General features: G+C 69.8%; 12 protein-coding genes and 1 pseudogene. 10 read left to right on the top strand and 3 right to left on the bottom strand.

The features are described from left to right. The 6 genes from K2X24_RS12285 to K2X24_RS12260 all read left to right on the top strand — a co-directional run. Positions 1-633 (top strand): orotate phosphoribosyltransferase (locus tag K2X24_RS12285; protein ID WP_292498388.1); only part of this gene is annotated, 633 nt, incomplete at its 5' end. Then, a complete protein-coding gene (locus tag K2X24_RS12280; RefSeq protein ID WP_292498386.1) occupies positions 630-1,901 on the top strand; it encodes a hydantoinase/carbamoylase family amidase in 1,272 nt (423 codons plus the stop codon). The genes K2X24_RS12285 and K2X24_RS12280, both read left to right, overlap by 4 nt. 92 nt (positions 1,902-1,993) lie before the next feature. Further along, a complete protein-coding gene (locus tag K2X24_RS12275; protein WP_292498384.1) occupies positions 1,994-2,788 on the top strand; it encodes a transporter substrate-binding domain-containing protein in 795 nt (264 codons plus the stop codon). A gap of 69 nt (positions 2,789-2,857) precedes the next feature. Further along, complete coding sequence (locus K2X24_RS12270; protein WP_292498382.1) at positions 2,858-3,520, top strand: amino acid ABC transporter permease; 663 nt, start codon at positions 2,858-2,860, stop codon at positions 3,518-3,520. A 9-nt stretch (positions 3,521-3,529) separates the two neighbouring features. After that, on the top strand, positions 3,530-4,171 hold the full coding sequence (locus K2X24_RS12265; RefSeq protein ID WP_292498379.1) for an amino acid ABC transporter permease: 642 nt from the start codon (positions 3,530-3,532) through the stop codon (positions 4,169-4,171). Continuing rightward, the gene (locus K2X24_RS12260) at positions 4,168-4,968 is read left to right on the top strand and encodes an amino acid ABC transporter ATP-binding protein (protein ID WP_292498378.1); all 801 of its coding nucleotides are present in this window, start codon (positions 4,168-4,170) and stop codon (positions 4,966-4,968) included. The genes K2X24_RS12265 and K2X24_RS12260 overlap by 4 nt, the downstream gene beginning before the upstream one ends. Positions 4,969-5,045: 77 nt before the next feature. Here the strand turns inward: K2X24_RS12260 and K2X24_RS12255 are convergent, their stop codons facing one another. Both K2X24_RS12255 and K2X24_RS12250 read right to left on the bottom strand, forming a co-directional pair. Continuing rightward, entirely contained in the window at positions 5,046-6,308 is a 1,263-nt protein-coding gene (locus tag K2X24_RS12255; protein WP_292498375.1) for a D-serine ammonia-lyase, read from the bottom strand. A 38-nt stretch (positions 6,309-6,346) separates the two neighbouring features. Further along, entirely contained in the window at positions 6,347-6,811 is a 465-nt protein-coding gene (locus K2X24_RS12250) for an Lrp/AsnC family transcriptional regulator (RefSeq protein ID WP_238275290.1), read from the bottom strand. 156 nt (positions 6,812-6,967) lie between these two features. Between K2X24_RS12250 and K2X24_RS12245 the strand changes: the two genes are divergently transcribed. Continuing rightward, positions 6,968-7,978: a 1-aminocyclopropane-1-carboxylate deaminase gene (locus K2X24_RS12245; RefSeq protein ID WP_292498370.1), complete on the top strand. Its 1,011-nt coding sequence runs from the start codon at positions 6,968-6,970 to the stop codon at positions 7,976-7,978. 140 nt (positions 7,979-8,118) lie between these two features. Here K2X24_RS12245 and K2X24_RS12240 read toward each other — a convergent pair whose 3' ends face one another. Next, positions 8,119-9,027, bottom strand: coding sequence for a LysR family transcriptional regulator (locus K2X24_RS12240; RefSeq protein ID WP_292498367.1), 909 nt, complete (start codon positions 9,025-9,027; stop codon positions 8,119-8,121). 153 nt (positions 9,028-9,180) lie between these two features. Between K2X24_RS12240 and K2X24_RS12235 the strand changes: the two genes are divergently transcribed. The 3 genes and pseudogenes from K2X24_RS12235 to K2X24_RS12225 form a co-directional block, all read left to right on the top strand. Continuing rightward, entirely contained in the window at positions 9,181-10,707 is a 1,527-nt protein-coding gene (locus K2X24_RS12235) for an ABC transporter substrate-binding protein (protein ID WP_292498365.1), read from the top strand. Between the two features lie 229 nt (positions 10,708-10,936). Next, on the top strand, positions 10,937-11,851 hold the full coding sequence (locus tag K2X24_RS12230; RefSeq protein WP_292498362.1) for an ABC transporter permease: 915 nt from the start codon (positions 10,937-10,939) through the stop codon (positions 11,849-11,851). After that, positions 11,848-12,226 (top strand): annotated as a pseudogene (locus K2X24_RS12225) (ABC transporter permease); the annotation flags it as partial. The gene K2X24_RS12230 and the pseudogene K2X24_RS12225, both read left to right, overlap by 4 nt.

The following is a 12,226-nucleotide window of genomic DNA, read 5'->3' as shown; positions in this document are numbered from 1 at the left end:
GCCCTCGTCCGGGTCGGCGCCGTGCGCCTCGCCGCCGGCCAGCCCTTCATCTACACGTCCGGCTGGGCGAGCCCGGTCTATGTCGACACCCGCCTGCTGATGTCGGACGTCGCCCTGCGCACCCTGGCGATGGACATCGCGGCCGCGCGGCTGGCGGACGTCGTCGCGGAACGCGCCGTCAACGCGATCATCGGCGCGGAGAGTTCCGGCATCGCCTTCGCGGCCTGGATCGCCGAGCGCCTGCGGCTGCCGCTCCTCTACCTGCGCAAGAAGCCGATGGGCTGGGGCCAGACCGCCCGCGTCGAGGGGCGCCTGCCCACGGACGCGCGCCTGCTGTTCGTCGACGACGTCACCACGGACGGGCGCTCCAAGATCGCGGCGGCCCGGACCCTGCGCGAGGCCGGCACGCGGATCGGCGACGTCCTCGTCGTGCTCGATTACGGCCACTATCCCGACACCGCCGCGCGCTGGGCCGAGCACGACCTCGCCCTGCACGCCCTGACCACCTGGCGCGACCTGCTCACCGCCCTGCGGGAGGACGGAGACCTGAACCCGGACACCGAGGCGACCCTGGATGCCTTCACGGCGGACCCGGTGGCGTGGTCGATCGCCCATGGGGGAGTCGGCGCATGAGCCGGTCGCGCGACCTGGCGGACCGCATCCTCGCGGCGGTCGGCGACCTCTCGCGGGACGCGCTCGGCGTGACTCGCGAGGCCTACGGGGCGGGCGAGGAGCGGGCGATGCAGGCGATCGAGGGCTTCGCCGCCGAACTCGGCCTCGCGGCGGAGCGGGACCGCTACCAGAACCTGTGGCTGCGCCTGCCCGAGGATGCTCGCACGGAACCCCCCGTGGTGATCGGCTCGCACCTCGATTCGGTGCCGCAGGGCGGCAACTTCGACGGTCTGGCGGGCGTGGTCGCGGGTCTCGTCGTCCTCGACCGCCTGCGCGGCCGGGCCGGGCTGGCGCCCCCCTTGCGGGTCCTGGCCCTGCGCGGGGAGGAGAGCGCCTGGTACGGCAAGGCCTATACGGGCTCGCTCGCTCTGCTGGGCCGGCTGCCCGCCTCGGCCCTGGCCCTGCGCCACCGCGGCGGCGAGGGCACCCTCGGGGAGGCCATGGCCCGCAGCGGCGTCGACGTGGACGCGGTCTCCCAAGGCGAGGCCCTGCTCCAGCCGCACGAGGTCGCGGCCTATCTCGAACTCCACATCGAGCAGGGTCCGGTGATGGTGGCCCGGGGCTGGCCTTCCGCGGTGGTCACGGGCATTCGCGGCAACATCCGGCATCACCGCATCCGCTGCCTCGGCGAGGCCGGTCATTCCGGCGCGGTGCCGCGCTGGCTGCGCAAGGACGCGCTCCTGGCGGTGGCCGAACTCCTGTCGAGCATGGACGAACACTGGCGCGTGCTCCTCCAGATGGGCGTCGACCTCGTGATGACGGCGGGAATCTGCACGACCTCGGCCGAGTCCCACGCGGTCTCGGTCATCCCCGGCGCGGTGGAATTCAGCTTCGAGATCCGCAGCCAGGATCCGGACACCCTGGCGCGCTTCGATCGTCTGTTCCACGAAGCCTGCCGGGGCATCGCCGCGAGCCGCGGCGTCAGCTTCGTGTTCGACGCGGCCCTCGCCTCGGCCCCGGCCGCGATGGACCCGGGCTGGATCGCCCGACTGGAAGTGGCGGGCGCGGCGCGCGGGGTGCCGGTGGAGCGCATCCCCAGCGGCGCGGGCCACGATGCGGCGGTCTTCGCCGGGGCCGGCGTGCCGGCCGCGATGGTGTTCGTGCGCAACGCCAACGGTTCGCACAACCCGCACGAGGCGATGGACACCGCCGATCTCCTCGACGGCACCGACCTCATCTTCGCCGCCCTGACCGGGGCGGCGGTGGCCACCGCCGGGCTCGCGGCCTGACGGTCGCCGCCGCCTGTCACGCTTTGCCGCCGCTCGGTGCACAAAAATTGCACAGGGGCCGCGGCGTCCTTCGCGAAAGAGTCTGATTTCCGATGTCCCTGACCAAACGTAGCCTCCTCGTCGCCCTCGGTCTGAGTTCCGCCCTCCTGTCCTTCGGGGGCGCCCAGGCCCAGGAGGCCCTCACGCAGATCGAGAAATCCAAGGTCGTGAAGATCGGCATACCGGCCGATTACCCGCCCTACGGCTTCGTGGGGCTCGACCTGAAGCCGATCGGCCTCGACATCGACATGGCCAACCTCATCGGGGCGAAGCTCGGCGCCACCGTGGAACTGGTTCCCGTGGTGAGCGCCAACCGCATTCCATACCTGCAGACGAAGAAGATCGACCTCATCGTCTCGACTCTCGGCAAGAACGAGGAGCGCGAGAAGATCATCGCCTTCAGCCACGCCTATGCGCCGTTCTACCAGGGCGTGTTCGCCCTCAAATCCCTGCCCATCAAGAGCTTCGCGGATCTGGCCGGGAAGTCGGTGGCGGTGACCCGCGGCGCCATGGAGGACGAGATGCTGGGCAAGGTCGCGCCGGCCTCCACCCAGATCCAGCGCTTCGAGGACCAGGCCGCCACCACCGCGGCCTTCGCGGCGGGCCAGACCCAGGTGATCGCCACCAGCGTCTCGAACATCGGCGTGCTCAGCCGCAAGAGCCCGAATCTCGGCGTCGAATACAAGCTCCTCCTGCGCGACAGCCCCTGCTTCGTGGGCATCGCCAAGGGCGAGGACGCCCTCCTGGCCAAGGTCAACGCGATCGTCCTCGCCGCCAAGGCGGACGGCACCCTGGAGGCCCTCTCGCAGAAGTGGCTCAAGCGCGGCGCCGGCGACCTGCCGCTCTGAGCGCCACGCCCGACGGGTCGTCCCGCGCGGGACGGCCCCCTCTCCCGCTGCCAGGCCCCGTGACCGCACATGCCGCTGCAACTCGACTTCGCGAGCGTCCTCGACCAATGGCCCCTGCTCCTGCGGGGCGCGGCCTGGACGATCGGCCTGACGGCGGTCGCGACCCTGCTGGGGGGCGTCATCGGCGTCCTCTGCGCCTGGGCGCGCTCCGGCGGGCCGCGCCCCCTGCGCTGGATCGCGGGCGCCTACGTGGAGCTTATCCGCAACACGCCCTTCATCGTGCAGCTGTTCTTCATCTTCTTCGGCCTGCCCGAACTCGGCATCCGCCTCTCGCCGGCCGTGGCCTCGATCCTGGCCATGACCGTCAATCTCGGGGCCTACGCCACCGAGATCCTGCGCGCCGGCATCGAGGCGACGCCGCGCGGGCAGATCGAGGCCGCCGAGAGCCTCGCGCTGACCCGGGCCCAGATCTTCACCCGCGTGGTGCTGCCCCCGGCCCTGCGCAAAGTCTGGCCGGCGCTGGTGAGCCAGATCGTCATCGTCATGCTGGGCTCCGCCGTCTGCGGGCAGATCTCCACGGAGGAGCTGAGCTACGCCACCAACCTGATCCAGAGCCGCAACTTCAGGGCCTTCGAGGCCTACATCGTCGGCACCCTGAGCTACCTCGCCCTCGCGATCCTCGTGCGCAACCTGCTCCACTGGGCCGGCCCGCGCTTCCTGTTCGGCCGGTAGGAGGACGGCATGCCCGAATTCACCCTCTGGGACATCCTGCGCAACCTGCTGCTCGCCGCGCGCTGGACCGTGGCGCTCTCGCTGATCGCCTTCGTGGGCGGGACCGTGGTGGGGCTCCTGCTGCTGCTCCTGCGCCTCTCCGGCCGGCGCGCTCTGGCGAGTCTCGTCGGCGCCTATGTCCAGCTGTTCCAGGGCACGCCGCTCCTGATGCAGCTCTTCCTGCTGTATTTCGGGCTCGCCATGGTGGGGGTGAACACCTCCGCCTGGCTCGCCGCCTGCGTGGCGCTGACCCTCTACGCCTCGGCCTACCTCACCGAGATCTGGCGCGGCTGCGTCGCGGCGATCCCGCGCGGGCAGTGGGAAGCCTCGGCGAGCCTGGCGCTGAGCTTCGGACAGCAGTTCCGCCACATCATCCTGCCCCAGGCCCTGCGCATCGCGGTGGCGCCCACGGTGGGCTTCCTCGTCCAGGTCGTGAAGGGCACGGCGCTGGCCTCGGTGATCGGCTTCGTGGAGCTGACCAAGGCCGGCGGCATGATCGCCAACGTCACCTACGAGCCGATGCTGACCTATGCCTGCGTGGCGGCCCTGTACTTCGCCCTGTGCTTCCCCATCAGCCTCTACGCCCGGGTCCTCGAAAGGAAACTCGCATGACCGCCGCCTCCCAGCCGGCTTCCCAGGGCGGCCCCGTCGGCGCCGCCCACACCCGGGTCGGCGCGCCGATCCTGCGCATCACGGCCCTGCGCAAGTCCTACGGCGCCCACGAGGTGCTGCGCGGCATCGACCTCGACGTGGCGCGGGGCGAGGTGCTGGCGATCATCGGCAAGAGCGGCTCGGGCAAGAGCACGCTGCTGCGATGCATCAACGGCCTCGAGGTGTTCCAGCACGGCTCGCTGATCGTGGACGGCAAGCACCTCCTGCACGACAACGCCCGGGCCATGCGCGAGCTGCGCCAGGGCGTCGGCATGATCTTCCAGAACTTCAACCTGTTCCCGCACCTCTCGGTGGGGCGCAACGTCATGCTGGCCCCCCACCTCGTGAAGAAGCGGCCCGGCTCCCAGAACGAGGCCCGCGCCCGCCAGCTCCTCGCCCGCGTCGGCCTCGCGGAGAAGTTCGACGCGATGCCGGACAAGCTCTCCGGCGGCCAGCAGCAGCGCGTCGCCATCGCCCGGGCCCTGGCCATGGACCCGGCGATCATGCTCTGCGACGAGATCACCAGCGCCCTCGACCCCGAACTCGTCGGCGAGGTCCTGCGGGTTGTGGAATCGCTCGCCGAGGAGGGCATGACCCTGCTGATGGTGACCCACGAGATGAGCTTCGCCCGGAAGGTCGCCGACCGGGTCATCTTCATGCACCAGGGCCTGGTCCACGAGATCGGACCGCCCGCCGAAATCTTCGGGGCGCCGAAGACGCCGGAATTGCGCCAGTTCCTGTCGTCTCTGCACGATTAGGACCAGTTCTCGTCCGCACGCGCGGATCTAGAGTACTTTCAAGCGAGATGGATGCCGGCTCGCATGAAGAAAATGCTCTAGGAACCCATGCCGAGCGCCGCCTGGAACTCCGCTTCCGGCAGCAGCGCCCCCCCGGTGGTCCAGACCACGTGGGTGCCGGTGCCGGCGTCGGAACGAGCCGCGCGGCTCGGGGCGACGGCCGCGAAGGCGGCGGCCGCCGAGGGCTCGAGGCGCAGGGCGGCGCGCTCCCAAAGGTCGCGCACCCAGCGGAACAGGGCGGCGTCCTCCACCGTGACCACCGCGTCGATGAGGGCGCCCACCGTGCCGGCGACCAGCATCGACGCCTGCGAGACCGCGAGCCCGTCGGCCGCCGTGCGGTTGTCCAGGCCGATCGCATAGACGTCGACCGGGCGGTCCAGGCCGGCGGCGAGCTGCACCAGCATGCAGGGGGCCGCCACCGGCTCCACGAAGATGCAGCGCACGGCGTCGCCGTAGAGGAGCTTCAGGCCGAGCGTCACGCCGCCCGGCGCGCCGCCGACCCCGCAGGGCAGGTAGACGTGGAGCGGGTTTTCCGCGTCCACCGTGACGTTCGCGGCCCGCAACTGGCGCTCGAGGTCGAAGGCCGCCGCCGCGTAGCCGAGGAACAGGTCGACGGAGCTCTCGTCGTCGACGAAATGCGCGTCGGCCCGTCCCGCGAAGGCCGCCCGCGCCGCCGCGACGGCGCTGCCGTAATCGCCCGCATGCTCGACCACACGGGCGCCGAGATCGCGCAGGCGCCGCTTCTTCCAGGCCTTGGCGTCGTGGGACATGTGGACCTCGACCTCAAAGCCGAGGGCGCGGGCCATCACACCGACGCTGAAGCCGAGATTGCCCGTGCTGCCAACCGCCACGGTGTAGCCCGACAGGGCTCGGGCGATCTCTGGCGCGGCGAGCCGGGCATAGGAATCCCCCGTCGTCAGCCAGCCGGCCCGCAGGGCGAGCGCCTCGGCATAGACCAGCACCTCGTAGACTCCGCCGCGCGCCTTGATGCAGCCCGTCACCGGCAAGTCGTGGTCGGCCTTCACCCACAGGTCCGCGTCGGCGCCGCCGCCGACATGGGCCGCGACCTCCGGCGCCAGCGCGAGCAGCGCGGAATCGATCCGCCCGGTCTCCAGCTCGGGGAACAGGGCCTTCAGCAGCGGGTCGAAGCGGCGCCAGCGCGCCTCCGCCGCCCGGACGTCGGGAAGGCCATAGGCGAGCCCGGGTAGCACCTCGGCGGCCGGGCGGCGATGCGGATTGGGCCAGACCGTCGGCCGCCCCGCGCGCACGGCCTCCGGGATGCCTGAAAGCTGATCGGACATGGGCGGCGTCCCTTCTCGGGTGGTGGATGCGGGCGCGCTCAGATGTCGAGGGGCGCGTTGTCGACGACCTCTTTCATCACGAAGAAGGTCCGGGTCTGGCGCACCCCCGGCAGGGCGATCAGCGTCGCGCTGTGGAGGCGGTTGAAATCCGCCATATCGGAGACGCGGATCTTGAGGAAGTAGTCGAAATCGCCGGCCACCAGATGGCAGTCGAGCACCATCGGCATGGCGCGTGCGGCGGCCTCGAAGGCCGCGAAGCTCTCGGGCGTCGAGCGGTCGAGCACCACCCCCACCATGACCAGGGAGCCGCGCCCGACCTTCTCGGGCGCCACCTGCGCACGCACGCCGCGCACGTAGCCCTCGTCGAACAGGCGCTGGATGCGGCGATGGCAGGTGGCCGCGCTGGTGTTCACCCGCTTGGCGATCTCGGCGTTGCCCATGCGCCCGTCCGCCTGGAGCAGGCGGAGAATCTTCAGGTCCATCCGGTCGAGACCTTCGGGCATGGAAGATCCTTTCGCTACGCAGGCATTTCGCGAAATCCTGGGGCACCCGGAGCCGCCCGGCAAGCCGGAACGCAAAAATCGAGCCCCAACTTCGAGAGCACCTTTCGCGGGCTCTTTGCTAGCTTTTCCGGGCTGACCACCGAGGACCCCCAGCCCATGCTGTCGAAATTCGAGCGCTATCCCCTCACCTTCGGCCCGACCCCGATCGAGCATCTGCCGCGCCTCACCGCGCATCTGGGGGGCGACGTGCTGATCTACGCCAAGCGCGAGGACTGCAATTCCGGCCTGGCCTACGGCGGCAACAAGCTGCGCAAGCTCGAATACATCGTGCCGGATGCCATCGCGAGCGGCGCCGACACCCTGGTGACCATCGGCGGCGTGCAGTCCAACCACACCCGCATGGTGGCGGCGGTGGCGGCCAAGATCGGCATGAAGTGCCGGCTGATCCAGGAGGCCTGGGTGCCGCACGAGGATGCCGTCTACGACCGCGTCGGCAACATCATGCTCTCGCGCATCATGGGCGCGGAGACGCAGCTCGTCGACGACGGCTTCGACATCGGCATCCGAGAGAGCTGGACGAAGGCCCTGGAGGACGTGAAGGCCAAGGGCGGCAAGCCCTACGCGATTCCCGCCGGCGCCTCGGTGCACAAGTTCGGGGGCCTCGGCTTCGTGGGCTTCGCGGAAGAAGTCCGCGCCCAGGAGGCCGAGATGGGGCTGCACTTCGACTACATCGTGGTCTGCACCGTCACGGGCTCCACCCATGCGGGCATGGTGGTGGGCTTTGCCGCCGACGGGCGCGCCCGCAACGTCATCGGCATCGACGCCTCCTGCACCCCGGCCCAGACCAAGGCGCAGGTGCTGGAGATCGCCCGGAACACCGCCGAACTGATCGGCGCCCCGGCCATCACCGCCGACGACATCGTGCTCAACGAGGATTACGCCTACCCGGTCTACGGCGTGCCCTCGAAGGAGACCGTCGAGGCCATCCGCCTCTCGGCCCGCCTGGAGGGCATGATCACCGACCCCGTCTACGAGGGGAAGTCGATGCAGGGCATGATCGACCTCGTGCGACAGGGCTTCTTCCCCAAGGGCTCGCGAGTGCTCTACGCCCATCTCGGCGGCGCCCCGGCGCTCAACGGCTACAGCTACACCTTCCGGAACGGCTGAGCCGAGACATGCCAAATCCGGTCGATCCCTTCCGGCGATCCCTACGGGATCGCCTTCGGAATGGCGGATTTTGGTTTCGCTCAAGCGCCGCGCGGGCTTGGGCGGCACGGCCCCCCGCTCTGGTCGGGCGGAGGCCGGTGTCAGAGACCGCCGGGCTCGATCGGCGGCAGGGCCGCCACCAGCTGCCGCAGGAAGGCCTGGACGGCGTGCGGCAACCGGCGGTCGCGCATGACCTGGACCTGGATGCCGCGCATCAGGCTCGCCCGCGAGCGCACCGGGATGCAGACGAGTTCGCCGAGCCGCACCGGCGTCTGCACCGAGAGGGCCGACATCAGCGCCAATCCCTTCGTCCGCCGGACGAAGGGCAGCAGGGCGGACAGGATGTTGGCGGTCAGCGTCGGCTCGATGGTGATGCCCTCCGCGAGGCAGGCCGCGTCGAAGACCCGCCGGGCGGTAGTATCGAGCGTCGGCACCGCGATCGGATAGGCCTGGAGGTCGCTGAGCTGGATCGAGGGCCGGCGCGCCAGGGGATGATCGGGGGCGCTGAGCGCCACCATCTCCACCGCGTTGTCGTACGCCACCGCGACGAGGCTCGATGGGGCGAGCGCGAAGGTGATGCCGATATCGGCATCACCCGCCGCCACCACGTGCGTGACCTGGGCGGGGGGCAGCATCTGCACCTCGAAGCGGATGCCCGGATGGGCGGCGTGGAACTCCGCGATCGCGTTCGGCAGGAGATCGAGGGCGAACCCCTCCGAGGTGGCGATGCGGATGAAGCCGCGCGCAAGCCCCTGCAATTCCTGGATTTCGGCCGCGACCTGCTCGGCCCGCATCAGGGTCTGGTGCGCGTGCGCGGCGAGAAGCTCGCCCGCCGGGCTCGGCACCATGCCGCGCGGACGACGCTCGAACAGCACGCAGTCGAGCTCGGCCTCCAGATTGGCGATCTGCCGGCTGATCGCCGAGGCGGCGACATTCAGCTGCGCGGAGGCCGCCGCGATCGAGCCGGTGCGGGCGACCGCCAGGAAGTAGCGCAGGCTCGCGATCTGCATGTCCATCCTCCGTTGCCGAATCGGCACGGCAGCAATCGCCAAATTCTACTTGTTGCGATGCAAAATGCACAACATCCTGGCACGACGAAAAAAGCGGCAGATCGGTGCGGGCGGCGCGACGACGCCGCGTGAACAGCGAGAGGACCCGGGACCATGACGCGACACGGCTCTGCGGCGCGCGCCGCGCTCACCCTGCTGATGCTGGCGGCCAGCGTCCCGGCACTCGCCGGCAAGGCGAACGACACCCTGGTCTACGCCTCCGACACCGAGCCGGAAAACGTCAGCCCGTATCACAACAGCGCCCGCGAGGGCGTCATCCTGGCCCGCAACGTCTGGGACACCCTGCTCTACCGGGACCCGAAGACCGGCGCGTACCAGCCGATGCTGGCTACCGCCTGGACATGGGTCGACCCCGTCACCCTCGAACTGACCCTGCGCGAGGGCGTGACCTTCCACAACGGCGACCCGTTCGGGCCGGAGGACGTCGCCTTCACCTTCAACTACGTGCTGACGCCGGAAGCCCGCACGGTGACGAAGCAGAACGTCGACTGGATGAAGTCGGCGGAGGTGGTGGATGCCCGTACGGTCCGTATCCATCTGAAGACCGCCTTCCCGGCGGCGCTCGAATACCTCGCCGGCCCGACCCCGATCTTTCCCGCCGCCTACTTCAAGAAGGTGGGTCTCGACGGCTTCGCCAAGGCGCCGGTGGGGACCGGCCCCTACCGCATCACCGCGGTCGAGAACGGGCGCGGCGTGAAGATGGAGCGCTTCGCCAGGTATTGGCCCGGCAGCCCGATCGGAACGCCGAAGATCGGCAAGCTCGAATTCCGCGTCATCCCCGACGCCGACAGCCGCATGGCCGAACTCGTCACCGGTGGCATCGACTGGATCTGGCGCGTGCCGAGCGACCAGGCCGACCAGTTGAAGGCTGCGCCGAACGTCGCGGTGCTGAGCGCCGAGACCATGCGGGTCGGCTTCCTGCAGTTCGACACCCTCGGGCGCGCCGCCGCCAACTCGCCCTTGAAGGACGTGCGCGTCCGCCAGGCGATCTCCTACGCCATCGACCGCAAGGCCATGGTCGACAACCTCGTGCGCGGCGGCAGCCGGGTGATGAACGCGGCCTGCTTCATCGACCAGTTCGGCTGCACCGACGAGGGCGTGCCGCGCTACGCCTACGATCCGACCAAGGCCAAGGCGCTCCTCAAGGAGGCGGGCTATCCGGACGGGTTCGAGATCGATCTCGGCGCCTATCGCGAGCGCGACTACGCGGAGGCGGTGATCGGCTACCTGCGGGCGGTGGGCATCAAGGCGCGCCTGAACTACCTGCGCTACGCGGCCCTGCGCGACCTAATCCGCGGCGGCAAGGTCTCGATCGCCTTCCAGACCTGGGGCTCGTTCTCGGTGCTCGACGTCTCGGCCTTCACGGGCGTGTACTTCAAGGGCGGCGACGAGGACCTGACAAAGGACCCGGAGACCATCGCGGCCCTCCAGGCCGGCGACGGCGCCACCGATCCGGCGCTGCGCAAGGCGAAGTATTCGGAAGCCCTCAAGCGCATCGCGGGTCAGGCCTACGCCCTGCCGATGTTCTCCTACTCGACGAACTACGCCTTCACCACGGACCTCGCCTTCACGGCGCAGCCGGATGAGCTGCCACGCTTCTACGCGGCGTCTTGGAAATAGAGGGGTGCGTGGTGCGCGGTGTCGCCACCCGTCGGTTGGATTCATGGCGCTGGTCCCCTCTCCTGGAAGGAGGGGGGCAGGGTGAGGTGCGTGACCTCTCCGGAGATGGACCACACCTCACCCCAGCCCTCTCCTTTCAGGAGAGGGGGCCCGGCGCGATCAGCACAGCCGAGTAGATTCATCAGGATTCGGACGAGACAACGCTGCAACCGAACGAGGGACCCCGGCCATGCTCAGGTTCATGATCCAACGAAGTCTGGTCGCCCTGGCGGTCGCCGTGACGGTGTCGGTGGCGAGCTTCATGCTGCTGCACCTCTCCGGCGATCTCGCCACCGCCATCGCGGGGCCGGAGGCGACTTCCGTGCAGGTGGAGGCGATCCGGACCCAGTACGGGCTCGACCAGCCCCTCCTGACGCAGTTTTTCGCGTGGGCCGCCCGTGCGATCCGGCTCGACTTCGGAAACTCGTTCTACTTCCGCGAGAGCGTGATCGATCTGCTTGCTGCGCGCATGCCCATCACCCTGTTCCTCGGGGTGGTGGCCCTGGCCGTGGCGCTCTTCGTGGCGATCCCCCTCGGGGTGCTCGCCGCCGTCAAGCGCGACACTTGGATCGACCGGGCCGCCCTCTCGGCCTCGGTGCTGGGGCAGGCCATGCCGAGCTTCTGGTTCGGCCTGACCCTGATCATGATCTTCTCGGTGAACCTGCGCTGGCTGCCGGTCTCGGGCAACACGACCTGGAAGCACTTCGTGCTGCCGGCGATCGCGCTCGGCTACTACGCCATGCCGGCGGTGATGCGGCTCACCCGCAACGGCATGCTCGAAGTCCTGGCCTCGGACTACGTCCGCACGGCACGGGCGAAGGGTCTCCCACCGCGCAAGATCCTGATCCGGCACGCCCTGCGCAACGCCGTCATCCCGGTGATCGCCCTCGCCGCCGTGCAATTCGGCTTCATGCTCGGCGGCTCCATCGTGATCGAGGCGGTGTTCTCGCTCCAGGGCCTCGGCCAACTCGCCTGGGAATCCATCGCCCGCAACGACTTTCCCGTGGTGCAGGCGATCGTGCTGGTGCTGGCGATGATCTACATCGCCCTGACGCTGGCCGCCGATCTCCTCAACGCCTTCCTCGATCCCCGGCTGCGCCAATGACCCTCCAGCCCTCCGCCTCCCCGATCTCCGCCGGCTTGCCCGAGACGCCGACGACCCTCCCGGTCGACGCTTCGTCAGTGCTCCCCGCCGCCCGCTCGCCCACCGCCCTGGCGCTGCGGCGCGGCCTCCACCACGGCGGCTTCCTCATCGGCGCCGGTCTCCTCGGAGCGATCGTACTCTGCGCGCTGGCCGCCCCGCTGATCGCCCCGCACGATCCCTACGCGCAGGACGTCTCCCGGCGCCTGATCCCGCCGATCTGGCAGGCCAAGGGTACTTGGGACCACGTGCTCGGCACCGACAAGCTCGGGCGCGACTACCTCAGCCGCCTGATCTACGGCAGCCAGATCTCGCTTCTCATCGGGATCGCGGCGGCCG

Source organism: Methylobacterium sp. (assembly GCF_019750675.1).
In the GTDB taxonomy this organism is placed as follows: domain Bacteria; phylum Pseudomonadota; class Alphaproteobacteria; order Rhizobiales; family Beijerinckiaceae; genus Methylobacterium.
Note: the sequence above shows the minus strand (reverse complement) of the source record. Positions and strands in the feature narration are given on the sequence as shown.

Coding starts and splice junctions, on each gene's coding strand:
- K2X24_RS12275 (WP_292498384.1), top strand. CDS start 1,994: ATGTCCCTGACCAAACGTAGCCTCCTCGTCGCCCTCGGTCTGAGTTCC.
- K2X24_RS12265 (WP_292498379.1), top strand. CDS start 3,530: ATGCCCGAATTCACCCTCTGGGACATCCTGCGCAACCTGCTGCTCGCC.
- K2X24_RS12280 (WP_292498386.1), top strand. CDS start 630: ATGAGCCGGTCGCGCGACCTGGCGGACCGCATCCTCGCGGCGGTCGGC.
- K2X24_RS12250 (WP_238275290.1), bottom strand. CDS start 6,811: ATGCCCGAAGGTCTCGACCGGATGGACCTGAAGATTCTCCGCCTGCTC.
- K2X24_RS12255 (WP_292498375.1), bottom strand. CDS start 6,308: ATGTCCGATCAGCTTTCAGGCATCCCGGAGGCCGTGCGCGCGGGGCGG.
- K2X24_RS12235 (WP_292498365.1), top strand. CDS start 9,181: ATGACGCGACACGGCTCTGCGGCGCGCGCCGCGCTCACCCTGCTGATG.
- K2X24_RS12240 (WP_292498367.1), bottom strand. CDS start 9,027: ATGCAGATCGCGAGCCTGCGCTACTTCCTGGCGGTCGCCCGCACCGGC.
- K2X24_RS12260 (WP_292498378.1), top strand. CDS start 4,168: ATGACCGCCGCCTCCCAGCCGGCTTCCCAGGGCGGCCCCGTCGGCGCC.
- K2X24_RS12270 (WP_292498382.1), top strand. CDS start 2,858: ATGCCGCTGCAACTCGACTTCGCGAGCGTCCTCGACCAATGGCCCCTG.
- K2X24_RS12245 (WP_292498370.1), top strand. CDS start 6,968: ATGCTGTCGAAATTCGAGCGCTATCCCCTCACCTTCGGCCCGACCCCG.
- K2X24_RS12230 (WP_292498362.1), top strand. CDS start 10,937: ATGCTCAGGTTCATGATCCAACGAAGTCTGGTCGCCCTGGCGGTCGCC.